The organism is Candidatus Methanoperedens sp. (assembly GCA_027460535.1).
Taxonomy (GTDB): Archaea; Halobacteriota; Methanosarcinia; order Methanosarcinales; family Methanoperedenaceae; genus Methanoperedens.
Genome location: JAPZAR010000034.1, coordinates 20,654 through 33,944, shown reverse-complemented (window position 1 = coordinate 33,944; position 13,291 = coordinate 20,654). Strand labels below are relative to the sequence as shown.

Below are 13,291 nucleotides of genomic sequence, written 5' to 3'. Positions count from 1 at the left end.
CCATTCGCATGTTCTTTTATGCATATCGACAGCTGCGCGGAAAGGTCCAGTCACGAAGTCGACCGATATGGTCATGTTGGTAATCGGACCGTTACCACGCTACCCAAAAAGATTAATGGAGGCATTAACATGTCGTCACCAATTGTAACAGTCACTTTTTTACTTCCGCCCCACAAGAAACTATTTAATCTATGAATTGTAAAAACGTATATTGCAGGTATGGATTTCACAAGAATACAGATTTCTGCGGATTCGGACGCCGAAGAAATCGCACCTTTTGCAATGGCGGTTCATGAACTCTTAGGACTTCCGGTAACCATGAGAAGTCTCCAGAAGAAGGGGGTCCGGGTGGAGAAAGGGAAAATCCTGGACAGTAAATATACCGGCCCAATACTTGAAATGGTTTTAAAAGAGAATAAGATAATCCGCGCAATTCCTACAAGCGGCAAATACACTGGAATTCCAGTAGTTGTAGTTCCTGTAAGGAATAAAGAGGGTTATGGGATAGCTGCCCTCGGGGTAGTAGATGTTGTGGGTACTGTAGATCTTGGCCTGATTTTTGGCGATTATCCTGAAGTTGTAAAACAAGTGCAGGAGTGCGTAAGATCGAAAGTGGCAGTTCCTTGAAAGCAGATTTACGCATAGCGAAAAAAGAGGATTTTGAGGCCTTATTCGATCTTGAGAAAATATGTTTTAAAGAGGAAACATTCAATAAGAACCAATTGAGATATCTTTTGCAAAAAGCCAGGTCTCTTGTGTTAGTAGCATCGATCGACGGTAGAATCATCGGTTCGATGATCGTCTTATTGAGAAGTACTATCCATCATGCAAGGATCTATTCATTGAACGTTCATCCTGATTTCAGGCGGAAAGGTCTGGCAAGCTTGCTCATGGACACTTCCCTGGAATTTTTGAAAAAAAGGGATTTCAAAAAATTAACGCTTGAAGTGGGGATAACTAACAAAGCTGCCCAGAATCTATACCTCTCTAAAGGTTTTTCCGTGGATAAAGTACTCAGGAAATACTATAAAAACGGAGATGACGCACTGCATCTCATTAAAGACCTGCGAGAGCATTGATTATCTTTTCATAGATATCCGTATTCACTTTATCTTCATTCCCGGCATAAATGCTTGGATTATCATTTATTTCTATAACCCTGTAACCATCATTTGTTTCTTTGACATCCAGGCCATACAGACTATCTCCAACACACCTGGATAGGGAAATGCATATGTCTTTTAATTCCGGGGATATTGAGTCCCTTGGCAGGGCAATAGTCTCTCCCCACACGTATCTCCCATTTATCTTTGATTTTACTTTCCACCCGCCTCTGGGAATGCAGTATTTACAAAGATAGAGTATTTCGTTCTTGAGCACCCCGACACGCCAGTCGAAATCGGAGTGAACATATTCCTGCAGAACCAGAACCCTGGATTTCCGGAGGAGATGTCTTGAAATCTCAATAAATTCGGCTTCATTCTCCGCTTTTTCGACATGGGATGAGAAACGGGTATAGGGTGTTTTTATAATTACAGGGAATCCCAGTGTTCCAAAGATATTATCAAGAGCTTCCCTCGAATAATCTCCCATAAATAAAAGAGATCCTGGCGAAGGAATCTTATTCCTGAGGAAAATATCATGAAGTATTGCCTTGTTCGAACATGTCCTTATGGAATGCGGGTCATCGATCACCCTCAGACCTGCTTGCTCAGCAAGTCTTGAAACGATGTAGGCTGCGTTGCTCGGGTCTGTTGTCGCCCTTATGAACAGCGCATCGTACTTATTTATTTGTGAGATCTGTTCCTTATAGATAAATTCAAATTCATGCCCCAAGGCTTCCGCGGTCGATTCAAACTTTGAAAGGGCTTTGCGTTCAGATTTATCAAGAAAATTATATGCTTCGACAAAACATGCTATCCTCATTATTTGACTAAGTCTCCGGAAAATGGAAATGGCGGTTAATTTTTCCTTCTTATTTCGAGCACTTTCTCATGCACGATATCCCACTTTACTTCTTTTTTCATGGCAGGTTCGCAGTGATTCAAAACAACCTGTCCGTCATCTACCTGAACGACCAACTTGCATATCGGAATATTGAATACCTCAAAAAATTTCTTCGCAAATTCCGATGTCTCATCGTTATTCGATTCCCCGAACATCTGGATTATTTCCAGGACTTCTCCAGTGAGAGGATGCAGTGAAACAGGAAACCTGGCGTCAAAGCTCATTTTCTTTATAATGCCCGGTAATCTTGAACCTGACTTCACGACTTTCATCGAGTTGTTCGTAAAAGGATTTACGGCGAATAAAAGGGCAGGGGTGGCCAAATCATCCTTTGGCTTAGTTATCAGCCTGTAACCATTGGTTCGCAACCCATTCCTTCTCGCTTTCTCGATCAAAAGTGGATTCCGGTATGCATCCATTATTTCCGTACAGCTTGGTGTGACTTCTACTCCAAAGGTTTCCGCATGAGCAGATACATAATATCCCATCCTCAAATACCGGTAGTCATGGGTTATATTAAGTACGCTTTCCTGCACTGGCTGCCTTAAAAAAAACAACGGACTAGAGTCGCTATCATCTTCGTCTTCACTGACTATAATCATTTTTGATATCAGTCCGACTTATTGTTATTATGAGCCCTGTATAAATAAGTACCGAATGCAAAGGGGAATTTCTTTTGAAAACAATTTACTGCTTGATAGAGTCAATCAACTCTTTTGGCAGAGATTTTTTACTTGCGCATGCTTTTAACACCGTATACCACTGATGTGCGAACAATAATAACCCGAAAACTGCAAGCATATCAAAAAACTCAAAATATACCACGGAATCCGCGAGACTTATCCCTTCAAAAAATTCATGGATCATAAAAAATATACTGAAAAGGAAGACATAAAGGCAATTTTTCTTAAAAAATGAATCACTGACAAAGGTATTTAATGTTAATTTGTTTTTATCTATATCCTTCCATAAGAACCAGATTTGAATAGAATAGAAAATGAAAATCAAATATAATGCAAACATTAGAAATTCTATGTATCTGTACAAGGTATATGTGTTCAATGGAAATGCACTTCTTATCTATCCTGCATACTGTTTTTTAGTCCTGCTTAATATAGATTTCGGAATTGTTCATGAATATTCCGGTCTATAACTGCCCAACCGGGTTTGAGGATTCAAATTATCCAGCAAGAGACTTATGTCACGTAAACTATATATTTAAGCAGAGTGTACTTTTCTTAGTTCATTATAATAATGAGGAATACAATTTGGCATATAAGAAAAAAATCCGGAGATCGAATGTATCAGGGGTGAATGAGAAAAAGAACCTATTCATAGGGATCGATCTGGGTACAAATCACACTGCTATCTCTACGAGCGACGGCAAGAAGAACAGCATTCTGAGCATTGTGGGCGCTCCAAAGGATGCGGTGGCATCTAAGTTTTTAAAGAAGGAGCACCTTTTCGGGGAAGAAGCACTTAAGCACAGAGATGCCCTCAAACTTTACAGGCCGATCGAGAGAGGGGTTTTGAAAATCCAGAGAAAGAGCATCGAGGCGGCTAAAGGATTAGTCGAATTCGTACTCAGATCGGTCAATGCGGATAGGGATGTAAGAAAATATGCCATCATAGGAGTCCCTGCCCAGGCAAGCGTACAAAATAAAAAAATCATACCCGAAATGGCTAAAGATTTCTTTGATGGGATAATGGTGGCGAGCGAACCGCTCTGTGTTGCGTACAATTTAGGAAAATTTGAACATTCATTGATTGTGGATATCGGGGCAGCTACCACGGATCTATGCAGGGTGCATGGCGCGCGACCGAACCCGGAAGATCAGATAAGCAGCACCAAAGCTGGCGACTTCATAGACAGGGAATTTGTTAAGCTTGTAACAAAAAACCATACAAAGCTCAGGGTCACCCGGGAAATGGCCAGGTTGTGGAAGGAGAAGTACTCTTTTGTTGGCAATCCTGATGAGGAGATCATAGTGGAAGTGCCGAGAGCCGCCTCAGTGCTGAAGCTTTCCATCACACAGGAGATGAGGAGGGCATGCGAATCCATATTGCCTGATATCGTGAGCGGGATTTCCAGGCTTATATCAACCTACGATCCTGAATTCCAGGATGAGCTGCGCTCAAATTTATATATTGCAGGGGGAGGAAGCCAGATAAGAAATCTTGATACTGTCCTGGAACATGAACTGGAATTGATCGGGGGATGCAAGGTCCTCAAAACCCGGGACCCGGTGTTCGGAGGCGCGGCTGGTGCATTAAAGATGGCAATCGATATGCCGAAAGAGTTCTGGCAAACCACGTAAATGCTGCAAGAACTTGACGACTCCACAAAATACCTACAGCGTAAATGGCTTCTCTTTATGCTGGAGAGGGTAGGCCATAACAACCTCCAAAGATTGCTTGACTACTATGAGAGCCTTGGCTGGATAAGCGGGGACGTTGCCAAAAAATTATTCGAACTTGCGAATAAGGAAAAACGCTACAATGGACCCACCTGGACGCTTTCAGCGCAAGAGCATGGAGAGTCTATGTTCTTTATAGAAAGGATATCAGGAAGGCATATAAACAAACCTTTCCTGAACGCTCGTCCAGGAAAAGCTGTTTCCGAGCCTGCTGATACAAAAAAGAAAAAGCCAAGGGCAGGGTATCTTGAAGGGAACCGAAGCAAAAAGGGAAAGATGGCTTACACAATACAGCGGCAAGAAGTTACTATCAAAAATCTTGAACAGGAACTGGAAAAGAAAGATATTGAAATGGAAACGCTGGGGGAAAAACTACAGGAGCTTGAACAGCAACTCGATGAAGCAAGGAAGGCAGTTAAGAAGGACCTGATATTCAGGGGGATCATGGATGAAAATATTAGATTGTCGAAGGGTAGTTCTCAAGTTCATAAGAGCAATCGTAAAAAGATGTGACACTATAAATCATGTTATTTTATGAAAAAGGGTAGAAACTCTTAAATAATAACCATGCCTCATAATGCAAATGATAAATGTGACTAAATATGTAACATTTATTTGGAGGATAGTTGAAGGCTGCATCTAAAACCATTTTATACATCCCGGAGTGGCTGGTTTCTTTTGAAAAGGAGATCGCATCTGAGATCATCCTGAACTCTGACTCAGGCGACGTGATACGTGAATACAGGATGAGATATGATATGACTCAGGTAGAACTTGGAGAATTAATGAATCTCCGCCGCGAATCTATATCGCGGATTGAAAACGGTAGTGTGACACCAACCTTTGAGTTTGTGAAAAATTTTATTAAAACAGTGGCTTTGATCGAGGCAATCAGGGTAGAGAGGGCACAACATAAGGAGATCGACGTTTATTTTCTTGAAAATATTGTAAAGGAATTTGGCTTTTCCCGTGAAAAACTGCCTTTCTTGGTAAAAATAGCAATTGAAAGTTACGATAAAAAACTCAATAAAATTCAAAAGTCGTTAAAGGAGAAAAAATATGGTAAATGACACAGTTGTATGGCTCGAAGAGGTTGGGAAAGAGGATATAGCGATAGTGGGCGGCAAAGGTGCAAGTTTAGGGGAAATGTTACATGCTGAGCTTCCTGTCCCGCGGGGATTTGCAGTAACAGCGCAGGCTTTCAGGCGATTCATCGATGAAAATGGGGTCAATGAAGAACTTTTCAAATCACTCGAAGTAAATGTTGATGATGCTGCCATACTGAGAGAAGCCGAGAAAAATGCAAAAAAAATAATTATGGGAGCAAAAATACCTCCCGATATTGAAAAAACCATCAGGGCAAGATACAGGGAACTTTGCAAACGGGAAGGGAGCGAGGTTTTTGTGGCAGTGAGGTCAAGTGCCACAGCTGAGGACCTGCCCGATGCAAGTTTCGCGGGTCAGCAGGATACGTTTCTTAATATCAAAGGCGAAACGAATGTAGTTGAAGCGGTCAAGAAATGCTGGGCTTCACTATATGGGGCGCGGGCGATATATTACCGTGTAAAACAGGGTTTTGACCACAGAAAAGTGAACCTCTGTGCCGTAATCCAGCTCATGGTCGACGCAGAAAAAGCAGGGGTAATGTTCTCATCGCATCCTTCCACTGGAGAACCGCTGACGATTATCGAAGGCGCATGGGGGCTCGGCGAGAGCGTGGTCTCTGGCTCTGTTTCCCCGGACTATTACGTTATTGATAAAGTCAATAAGAAAATCCTGGAGCGCAAAATTGCCATAAAAAACATAATGCACATCAGAGACCCAAGAACCGATAAAACAGTGGAGCTCCCTGTGCCTGAAGAGAAGAAAAACGCAAAGGTGCTTGATGATGATGAGATATTGAAACTCGTTGAACTCGGAGATGTCGTGGAGGACCTTTACGGCATCCCCCAGGATGTGGAATGGGCGATAAAGAACAAGGAAATCTACATGCTCCAGTCAAGGCCAATAACCACTATAAAGAAGAAAAAAGAAGCGAAAGAAAAACTGGCAACCCAGGCCATACTTGAAGGGTTGGGAGCTTCTCCGGGAATCGCTTATGGCGAGGCGAAACTCGTTTCTGATGCAAGCGAGCTTGGAAAGGTCAAGGAGGGCGACATTCTCGTTGCTGTCATGACCACGCCTGATATGGTCCCGGCTATGAAACGCGCCGCAGCGATCGTAACAGATGAAGGTGGCATGACATGCCATGCAGCTATAGTATCGCGGGAACTGGGCTGTCCCGCAGTAGTTGGAACACGAAAGGCAACTCAGTTATTGTCAGATGGCATGAAAATAACGGTGGATGGGGAGAAAGGGCTTGTGTTCGAAGGCAAGAAGGAGATTGCCGCACATGTTACACAGCCTGAGAAGACGGCGGTATCTTTTGCCAGACAAAAACCTATCACCGCAACAGAAGTAAAAGTGAACGTCTCCATTCCCGAAGCTACCCAGCGTGCTGTGGAGACTCAGGCTGACGGCGTTGGGCTCCTGCGCATTGAGCACATGATACTCGGGCTTCCAAAGCACCCCAAACAGTATATCAAGGAAGGGAAAGCCGATGAATATGTCAACGAACTTGTCTCACGTATCCAGACCGTGGTGGATGCATTCTATCCAAAACCTGTCTGGGTAAGAACACTTGACGCACCCACCGATGAGTTCAGGGCAATGGAAGGCGGAGAAGGCGAACCCATCGAGCCTAATCCTATGCTGGGTTACCGCGGCATCAGGCGCGATCTTATTGATACCGAACACTTCGAGCTTGAGGTGAGAGCATTCAAGGAATTGATCAAACGCGGCTATAATAATATGGGTATTATGATCCCCCTTGTTCAGCATCCTTCGGAGCTGCGGAGGGCCAAGGTATTCATGAGCGAAAGAGGGATAGATTTCAACAAGACCGATATTGGTATAATGGTGGAGATACCTGCAGCAGCGCTTATAATCGACCAGTTCATAGCTGAAGGTCTTGATTTCGTGAGCTTTGGCACAAACGACCTCACGCAATACACACTTGCTGTGGACAGGAACAACGAGCACGTTGCGCATCTGTATAATGAGATGCATCCTGCTATTATGAAACTCATCGAGCTTGTTATTGTGGAGTGCAACAAGGCGGGCGTAAAGACCAGCATCTGCGGGCAGGCAGGGAGCAATCCCAAGGTGGCTAAGAGACTTGTGGAGCTTGGGATAACGAGCATTTCTGCAAATATCGATGCAGTGGAGGCTGTGCGCGAGATGGTAGCCAGGACTGAGATGCAGCTGATGCTGAAGGCGGCAAGGGAGAAGAAAATTTAATGGCCAATGCCAATCAATTGAAAAGGAAGCCGAATACTTATTCATTAGGAGGCTTAAAGAAAAAAGACATAGGCGCATCTTCCGATGCCAATCTTGATTGCGAAGTATTCGATTTAACTATTAAATAGTTGAAGAAACAGATATGAAAATTTATGGATAACATTGTAGGGCGGTAAAGGAAAATGAACAAAGAAGCCCTCTTTAAAAAGATCATCTCTCTCATTAAAAAATACGGCGTAAAAAAGGTAGCCATCTTTGGCTCTTACGCAACAGACGAAGAGAGGCCAAAAAGCGACATAGATATCCTTGTCGAATTTTCAGAGAGGAAAAGTCTGCTCGATCTCGTGGGAATAGAGCAGGATCTCTCCGATGCACTTGGTATGAAAGTCGATTTGCTGACTGAAAAGTCCATTAGTCCTTACTTGATTGACAGGATAAAAAAGGAGATGAAGGTAATTTACGAATGAAGAAAGATGATATTGTTTATTTAAGACACATTCTGGATGCTATATCCCGAATCGAGGAATATACCATAGACCTGGACTATGACGATTTTATGGATAATAATCTGGTTCAAGATGGTGTCGTAAGGCAGATTGAAATAGTAGGGGAAGCCACAAAAAGAGTATCCACCGAGATGAGAGAAAAATATCCGGATATACCATGGAGGAAAATGGCTGGGATGAGAGATAAGCTGGTCCATGATTATCTTGGTGTGGATTTGGATGCTGTTTGGGACACCGTAAGAAAAGATATTCCTGAATTGAAAAAAGAGATAAAAATACTGGTTGGGAGAAATAAGAACCTCTGATAAAATAATTTTATAATTCTCTATCCGTAAATCCATGCCTCAAACTCCCACAAAATACATCCCCGCCCTCAGGTTCAACCTGCTGACACCTCTCTATGACCTCACTATGCGGCTTGGCATGCGCGAATCCACCTTCAAGCGCCGTCTGGTAGAGCAAGCATGTATCAAGGATGGTCACAGGGTACTTGACCTGGGTTGCGGTACTGGGACTCTAACTATACTCATCAAGAGAGCTCATCCCGAAGCCGAAGTTATAGGACTTGACGGCGATCCAGAAATCCTTGAAATTGCCAGTGCGAAAATCAAAGTGACAGGTTTGGATATCGCCCTGGATGAAGGAATGGCTTTCGAACTGACATATCCGGACAACTATTTTGACCGTGTTTTCTCAAGCCTCGTTTTTCATCATCTTACGCGGGAGGACAAAATTCGCACATTCACGGAGATTTTCCGGGTCCTCAAACCTGGCGGGGAGTTGCATGCTGCCGATATCGGGAAACCTCAGAATGTATTTATGTCCCTCATATCCCTTATCTTCCGAAGGCTTGAGGAAGCTTCGGATAACATAAAAGGTCTGCTGCCGGGGATGTTCCGCGACGCAGGTCTTGATCAGGTCGAGGAAACCGCCAGATATATGACGATAATAGGCACACTCACATTATTCAGGGCGCGGAAACCGCCTGAACAATGAGTATTACAATGTTATTACATCTTTAACTGTCTCAACAACGATTTCCCTGGCATTCTTATACTCGGAGACTTTACCGGTAATTCTAACCCTGTCACCCTTGTTCACAGAGTCGTATACGTCCTTGGCACCTTTTTCTTTTCCTATGAACACCTTGATATTAAGATTTGAGATCGTAAGGATCACGTTGTCGCCAGTTCCTGTTTTCTGTTTTGAGAGTATCGTTCCCTCAACAAACACCCTCTCACCTATCTTTGAATCTTCCGAATAAGCAGGAATCTGTGAGGAAAAACCGAAATAGCCAATTATCAATGAAATTGCAGCCATTGAAAGCAATACCATAACCACTTTTTCTTCTTTTTGTAACATTTTTTGCCCTCTCATGCAGCAACATTCCCAATTAGGATATAAAACTTTTCAAAAATTTCTGTCAAAAATGTGCGTCCATCCCGGTTCTTAAGAATTGTTATTTTTGCTGTGAAAATCAATCATGTGCACAAACGATAACTATTTAGTGCCTGATTGCTTAAAATGCGTAACAAGAAAGAGGGTGAGAGCATTAACCTTAAAGAATTCCTTCTGCAAAATAATACCAACCCCAGGCTATCAGAGTTAATCTTCTTCTTCAGTGAACAGGGGAAAACCATTAAGACCGGATTCCTGAGAGGCCATACAAAAGCCGGAACGAAGAATATCTACGGAGAAGAGCAGGTGGCCCTGGATAAATGGGCGGATGAAGTCTTAATCAATGGATTAAAAAGAACGAGGTTAGTACGCTATATCGCAACAGAAGAGCAGCCTGATATTATCGAGATTGAAAACGCGAGAAACGAGTTCGGCGTTGTTATCGACCCTCTTGACGGCTCTTCCTTAATAGATGTAAACCTCGCCGTGGGAACCATCATAGGGATTTACCCGGGTAACGTCCTTGAACCCGGAAATACCATGCTTGCTGCCATGTACATTCTCTATGGTCCCCTGACTACAATGACTCTCACAACCGGAAATGGCGTGCACGATTTTGCAATGGATGAAAAAGGCGCATTCAACCTGACCCAGAGAGATATCAAGCTACCGGATGGAAAAATATATGCACCCGGAGCCCTTCGAAAAGATTACCTGCCCGAACATAAGAGATTTATCGAGAGGCTTGAGAATGATGGTTATAAGCTGCGGTTTTCGGGTTCTTTCGTGGCAGACATTCACCAGATCCTCCACAAGGGCGGGGTGTTCACATACCCCGGATTTCGGGGAAAAGAAAAAGGGAAACTGCGCTTATTGTTCGAGGCAAATCCGATAGGAAAAATAATAAAAGAAGCCGGCGGGGCGATAAGCAATGGAAAGATCGACATATTGTCAATCAAACCGGATGCTATCGATCAAATCACTCCCATATACGCCGGGGGCAAAAAGGAGATCAGCCTGATAGAAAATCTTATGGCTGACAAATAATTGTTGGAAAAAATCAAAATCGGATTTTCAAGTGAATGAAAAAAGATAAATACTGAAGGCCAGTCGCCTTCAGTTGATCGATTTCAGAGTCACTTTGAAGACCAATGTCTTTCCCGCTAGTTGGTTGTTCTGGTCCATTATTATGGAAGTCTCATTAAAACGGACTTTCATCAGGCCAAACATGGTCTCGATATCTGTTTCAGGAATTGGATTATGCCTGAGAGTGATATTCGCATTCGTTACTCCTATCACTGTAGTGTTCCATGGAACGTTCTCAAATTGGAATGTCTGGTTTTTCTTCACGCTGTATTCAACCGTAATATTTTTGTCATCCACCTTAATCACGGTAGTATTCCATGGGACACCTGTCGATGGGATCTGTTCCCCAACTTTGAAATTATAGGATAATGATACATTCTCAGAAATATTCTGGACTGTCATATTAGTATCCGACCTAGGGATAGAAACTATATCACCTTTCTTGTGTCCGGTACCGAATGTACTTTCGAATTGGCTGATGGGGATTTCTATGACCCTGGGGAATGTTGAGGGCACAACCTGTATAACGGGGTAAGCCTGGATCCTCCTTAGATCAATCGGGCCGTAACCCTTTTCAGGGGGTATTGTCAAGGTTCTTGTTTCTCCCACTTTCATTCCAATCACTCCCTCATCGAATCCCTTAACGACCTTTCCTTTTCCGACCGTAAAATTATAAGGTGTATATTCCCTCCCAGGAGATAACAGATTATTTTCCTTTGCAACTTGCTCAATCGATGTATCAAAAACCTTGCCATCCTGAATGCTCCCGATGTAGTCAACAGAGATATTATCGCCAATTTTCACCGTTTTTACACCAACGCAGCCGCTGAATAATATCGTCGCAATAAATAAAAGAATTAATATTTTTTTCATTATTTCACTTCCATCACTCAAATGATTATAACATATAAGTAATTTGCGATATGCATAGAAACATATTTCAGACAATTGGATCATCAAGACAATCAATGGAAATCCCACCCTGTCATGGACTGGATTTTCAGAGAAATGTTCACCAGGTTCCAAGAGGAAGGAATTGAAATACCCTTCAATCAAATGGATGTCCATATAAGAAAAGATTGAAGCTGAGATTTCGAGATTAACGATTTGTTACCATGTCTTTTATCTGTTTTATTATCGAAAACTATTAACCTTATGATTAGTATTATATACATTATGAACATGTATATCATGCAACTAAGAAGGTCGACATATCCGGAGGGACAATGTTAGAAACCGCTGAAGAAAGAGTGAAATTATTGAGGGCAGGTTTTACCGAAAAAGCGATAGAGACGCTTTACGTAAAATACAACAAGCTGAAAATAGTTCAAACGCCCCTATTTTTTGAATTGGTAGAATTTGAATGCTCGCACCATAAGAAATTTTGCATGAGCTGTCAATTAGCTTGTGCATAATTTGGCTGGAAAGTTATAACAATATCAATCCAATTTTTTTTCTGAATGTCCTGATTAGCCAGAAGGCAGTTAGCGTAAGCCTGCTCCTGATAATAGAAAGGAATACATCATGGGAATAATGTATGGTGCATGACAGGTTTATCCGGCATGACCGAAGATAATGAACTTGCGCTGATAAAGAAGAAAAAACTTAAAGAACTGTTGAAGCGGCAGCAAGAGATCAAAGCCCCAAGGCCATCTGATGTTATAGAAGTATTCACGTCGCCCACATGCCCCCACTGCCCGCGAGCACTCGTTATGGCAAAGGAGGTTGCAGAGCAGGTGCCCGGGATACAGGTAATTGAACTTTCAACCGCGACTCCACAAGGTCTTGCAAAAGCCGCTTTCTATGGGGTCCATGCTGTTCCTACAATATTCATTAACGGCAAGCCAGCTTTCGTTGGGGCTCCGCCTTCCATTGAGGCGTTAAAGCGGGCTGTTAAGAGTTAAATTTCAAAGGGAATACGTTCTATCATACCGCCAGTAAGATTCCTGAACTCAACCCCGCCTTTTACACCCGAGATCTCGATGCCGTCAAATTCGTCAGACCCGCACAGAATATCCTGCTCAGGATGTGTTCCGGGTATTATCCTACAGCTTATTCGCGTCCTGCCGCCGGCAGAGACCACGATCTTAAGACGTTTTGATGCAGGATGTTTCTTTGGCAGGACGATAAAAGGCGAACCGACCTCACGTATCATGTAAAGTACGCATCTTAATCCTTTTATTGTCTTCTCGTCTGCGCCAAAACCGGAGGCTACGAGCAGGTCTTCCGGATCAAGTGCCAGAAGTATCTCTTCCCTTTCCGTCTCGAGAAAAAATTGCCTGTTTTCTCCTGCTTTGACAATGCCTAAGGTGCCCTCCTTTCCTCGCAGGAGGAGCATTTCATTGTGATCCAGCGGGGTCATTCCTCTTTGAACATGAGACTCACATTGCCAGAGTGACAGGATGGACACAATACTTTTTTCCCGACACCTCTGAACTCGTTCCTGCAATCTCCGCACTTGTAGAATTTAGCATTCAGCGCTGTTATTTCTATATTGAACGCGTCTCCGACACTGCACATGCTTTTTCACCTCCGGAT

The 13,291-nt window shown here is 43.0% G+C and carries 20 protein-coding genes; 13 read left to right on the top strand and 7 right to left on the bottom strand.

Going from position 1 to position 13,291, the window contains the following annotated elements; all coding sequences use genetic code 11:
- Positions 1 to 219 precede the first annotated feature (219 nt).
- Together O8C65_15255 and O8C65_15250 are read left to right on the top strand one after the other, a co-directional pair.
- Positions 220 to 627: a DUF2111 domain-containing protein gene (locus O8C65_15255; GenBank protein ID MCZ7358276.1), complete on the top strand. Its 408-nt coding sequence runs from the start codon at positions 220 to 222 to the stop codon at positions 625 to 627.
- Positions 624 to 1,079, top strand: coding sequence for a GNAT family N-acetyltransferase (locus O8C65_15250; protein MCZ7358275.1), 456 nt, complete (start codon positions 624 to 626; stop codon positions 1,077 to 1,079). The genes O8C65_15255 and O8C65_15250 overlap by 4 nt, the downstream gene beginning before the upstream one ends.
- Here O8C65_15250 and O8C65_15245 read toward each other — a convergent pair.
- The 3 genes from O8C65_15245 to O8C65_15235 form a co-directional block, all read right to left on the bottom strand.
- Positions 1,057 to 1,926: a RimK family alpha-L-glutamate ligase gene (locus O8C65_15245; GenBank protein ID MCZ7358274.1), complete on the bottom strand. Its 870-nt coding sequence runs from the start codon at positions 1,924 to 1,926 to the stop codon at positions 1,057 to 1,059. The genes O8C65_15250 and O8C65_15245 overlap by 23 nt on opposite strands.
- 35 nt (positions 1,927 to 1,961) lie before the next feature.
- Positions 1,962 to 2,609, bottom strand: coding sequence for a RimK-like ATPgrasp N-terminal domain-containing protein (locus O8C65_15240; protein ID MCZ7358273.1), 648 nt, complete (start codon positions 2,607 to 2,609; stop codon positions 1,962 to 1,964).
- Positions 2,610 to 2,694: 85 nt separating this feature from the next.
- Positions 2,695 to 2,874 (bottom strand): hypothetical protein, encoded by a 180-nt coding sequence (locus O8C65_15235; GenBank protein ID MCZ7358272.1) that lies wholly within the window; start codon positions 2,872 to 2,874, stop codon positions 2,695 to 2,697.
- A gap of 401 nt (positions 2,875 to 3,275) precedes the next feature.
- On the opposite strand from O8C65_15235, the gene O8C65_15230 reads away from it, so the two are divergent.
- The 8 genes from O8C65_15230 to O8C65_15195 all read left to right on the top strand — a co-directional run bounded on the left by O8C65_15230 (position 3,276) and on the right by O8C65_15195 (position 9,265).
- A complete protein-coding gene (locus O8C65_15230) occupies positions 3,276 to 4,325 on the top strand; it encodes a rod shape-determining protein (GenBank protein MCZ7358271.1) in 1,050 nt (349 codons plus the stop codon).
- Positions 4,326 to 4,937 carry a hypothetical protein gene (locus O8C65_15225; protein ID MCZ7358270.1) on the top strand — a complete coding sequence of 204 codons (612 nt, stop codon included), beginning with the start codon at positions 4,326 to 4,328 and terminating at the stop codon, positions 4,935 to 4,937.
- Positions 4,938 to 5,050: 113 nt separating this feature from the next.
- The gene (locus O8C65_15220) at positions 5,051 to 5,494 is read left to right on the top strand and encodes a helix-turn-helix transcriptional regulator (protein MCZ7358269.1); all 444 of its coding nucleotides are present in this window, start codon (positions 5,051 to 5,053) and stop codon (positions 5,492 to 5,494) included.
- Positions 5,484 to 7,763 carry a phosphoenolpyruvate synthase gene (ppsA, locus tag O8C65_15215; protein ID MCZ7358268.1) on the top strand — a complete coding sequence of 760 codons (2,280 nt, stop codon included), beginning with the start codon at positions 5,484 to 5,486 and terminating at the stop codon, positions 7,761 to 7,763. The genes O8C65_15220 and ppsA overlap by 11 nt, the downstream gene beginning before the upstream one ends.
- A complete protein-coding gene (locus tag O8C65_15210; protein ID MCZ7358267.1) occupies positions 7,763 to 7,891 on the top strand; it encodes a hypothetical protein in 129 nt (42 codons plus the stop codon). The genes ppsA and O8C65_15210 overlap by 1 nt, the downstream gene beginning before the upstream one ends.
- Before the next feature lie 54 nt (positions 7,892 to 7,945).
- Positions 7,946 to 8,230, top strand: coding sequence for a nucleotidyltransferase family protein (locus tag O8C65_15205; GenBank protein MCZ7358266.1), 285 nt, complete (start codon positions 7,946 to 7,948; stop codon positions 8,228 to 8,230).
- Entirely contained in the window at positions 8,227 to 8,574 is a 348-nt protein-coding gene (locus O8C65_15200) for a DUF86 domain-containing protein (protein ID MCZ7358265.1), read from the top strand. Before O8C65_15205 ends, O8C65_15200 begins: the two co-directional genes overlap by 4 nt.
- A gap of 34 nt (positions 8,575 to 8,608) precedes the next feature.
- Positions 8,609 to 9,265 carry a methyltransferase domain-containing protein gene (locus O8C65_15195; protein ID MCZ7358264.1) on the top strand — a complete coding sequence of 219 codons (657 nt, stop codon included), beginning with the start codon at positions 8,609 to 8,611 and terminating at the stop codon, positions 9,263 to 9,265.
- 3 nt (positions 9,266 to 9,268) lie between these two features.
- Here O8C65_15195 and O8C65_15190 read toward each other — a convergent pair whose 3' ends face one another.
- Positions 9,269 to 9,631, bottom strand: coding sequence for an OB-fold nucleic acid binding domain-containing protein (locus tag O8C65_15190; GenBank protein MCZ7358263.1), 363 nt, complete (start codon positions 9,629 to 9,631; stop codon positions 9,269 to 9,271).
- Between the two features lie 162 nt (positions 9,632 to 9,793).
- Here O8C65_15190 and O8C65_15185 point away from each other — a divergent pair, with 162 nt between their 5' ends.
- Complete coding sequence (locus O8C65_15185) at positions 9,794 to 10,714, top strand: fructose-1,6-bisphosphatase (protein MCZ7358262.1); 921 nt, start codon at positions 9,794 to 9,796, stop codon at positions 10,712 to 10,714.
- Between the two features lie 69 nt (positions 10,715 to 10,783).
- On the opposite strand, the gene O8C65_15180 is transcribed toward O8C65_15185, so the two are convergent.
- The gene (locus O8C65_15180; GenBank protein ID MCZ7358261.1) at positions 10,784 to 11,626 is read right to left on the bottom strand and encodes an FKBP-type peptidyl-prolyl cis-trans isomerase; all 843 of its coding nucleotides are present in this window, start codon (positions 11,624 to 11,626) and stop codon (positions 10,784 to 10,786) included.
- Between the two features lie 353 nt (positions 11,627 to 11,979).
- Here O8C65_15180 and O8C65_15175 point away from each other — a divergent pair, with 353 nt between their 5' ends.
- Positions 11,980 to 12,168: a hypothetical protein gene (locus tag O8C65_15175; protein MCZ7358260.1), complete on the top strand. Its 189-nt coding sequence runs from the start codon at positions 11,980 to 11,982 to the stop codon at positions 12,166 to 12,168.
- Between the two features lie 129 nt (positions 12,169 to 12,297).
- On the top strand, positions 12,298 to 12,657 hold the full coding sequence (locus O8C65_15170; GenBank protein MCZ7358259.1) for a thioredoxin family protein: 360 nt from the start codon (positions 12,298 to 12,300) through the stop codon (positions 12,655 to 12,657).
- Here O8C65_15170 and O8C65_15165 read toward each other — a convergent pair.
- Both O8C65_15165 and O8C65_15160 read right to left on the bottom strand, forming a co-directional pair.
- Positions 12,654 to 13,115, bottom strand: coding sequence for a hypothetical protein (locus O8C65_15165; protein MCZ7358258.1), 462 nt, complete (start codon positions 13,113 to 13,115; stop codon positions 12,654 to 12,656). The genes O8C65_15170 and O8C65_15165 overlap by 4 nt on opposite strands.
- Positions 13,112 to 13,273 carry a hypothetical protein gene (locus O8C65_15160; GenBank protein ID MCZ7358257.1) on the bottom strand — a complete coding sequence of 54 codons (162 nt, stop codon included), beginning with the start codon at positions 13,271 to 13,273 and terminating at the stop codon, positions 13,112 to 13,114. The genes O8C65_15165 and O8C65_15160 overlap by 4 nt, the downstream gene beginning before the upstream one ends.
- Positions 13,274 to 13,291 lie beyond the last annotated feature (18 nt).

Excerpts from the sequence above, each read along its gene's own strand:
- O8C65_15195 (MCZ7358264.1), top strand. The coding sequence starts at position 8,609 with ATGCCTCAAACTCCCACAAAATACATCCCCGCCCTCAGGTTCAACCTG.
- O8C65_15170 (MCZ7358259.1), top strand. The coding sequence starts at position 12,298 with ATGACAGGTTTATCCGGCATGACCGAAGATAATGAACTTGCGCTGATA.
- O8C65_15185 (MCZ7358262.1), top strand. The coding sequence starts at position 9,794 with ATGCGTAACAAGAAAGAGGGTGAGAGCATTAACCTTAAAGAATTCCTT.
- O8C65_15210 (MCZ7358267.1), top strand. The coding sequence starts at position 7,763 with ATGGCCAATGCCAATCAATTGAAAAGGAAGCCGAATACTTATTCATTA.
- O8C65_15235 (MCZ7358272.1), bottom strand. The coding sequence starts at position 2,874 with ATGATCCATGAATTTTTTGAAGGGATAAGTCTCGCGGATTCCGTGGTA.
- O8C65_15160 (MCZ7358257.1), bottom strand. The coding sequence starts at position 13,273 with ATGTGCAGTGTCGGAGACGCGTTCAATATAGAAATAACAGCGCTGAAT.
- O8C65_15255 (MCZ7358276.1), top strand. The coding sequence starts at position 220 with ATGGATTTCACAAGAATACAGATTTCTGCGGATTCGGACGCCGAAGAA.
- O8C65_15200 (MCZ7358265.1), top strand. The coding sequence starts at position 8,227 with ATGAAGAAAGATGATATTGTTTATTTAAGACACATTCTGGATGCTATA.
- O8C65_15165 (MCZ7358258.1), bottom strand. The coding sequence starts at position 13,115 with ATGACCCCGCTGGATCACAATGAAATGCTCCTCCTGCGAGGAAAGGAG.
- O8C65_15205 (MCZ7358266.1), top strand. The coding sequence starts at position 7,946 with ATGAACAAAGAAGCCCTCTTTAAAAAGATCATCTCTCTCATTAAAAAA.
- O8C65_15180 (MCZ7358261.1), bottom strand. The coding sequence starts at position 11,626 with ATGAAAAAAATATTAATTCTTTTATTTATTGCGACGATATTATTCAGC.
- O8C65_15245 (MCZ7358274.1), bottom strand. The coding sequence starts at position 1,926 with ATGAGGATAGCATGTTTTGTCGAAGCATATAATTTTCTTGATAAATCT.
- O8C65_15175 (MCZ7358260.1), top strand. The coding sequence starts at position 11,980 with ATGTTAGAAACCGCTGAAGAAAGAGTGAAATTATTGAGGGCAGGTTTT.
- O8C65_15225 (MCZ7358270.1), top strand. The coding sequence starts at position 4,326 with ATGCTGCAAGAACTTGACGACTCCACAAAATACCTACAGCGTAAATGG.
- ppsA (MCZ7358268.1), top strand. The coding sequence starts at position 5,484 with ATGGTAAATGACACAGTTGTATGGCTCGAAGAGGTTGGGAAAGAGGAT.
- O8C65_15240 (MCZ7358273.1), bottom strand. The coding sequence starts at position 2,609 with ATGATTATAGTCAGTGAAGACGAAGATGATAGCGACTCTAGTCCGTTG.
- O8C65_15190 (MCZ7358263.1), bottom strand. The coding sequence starts at position 9,631 with ATGTTACAAAAAGAAGAAAAAGTGGTTATGGTATTGCTTTCAATGGCT.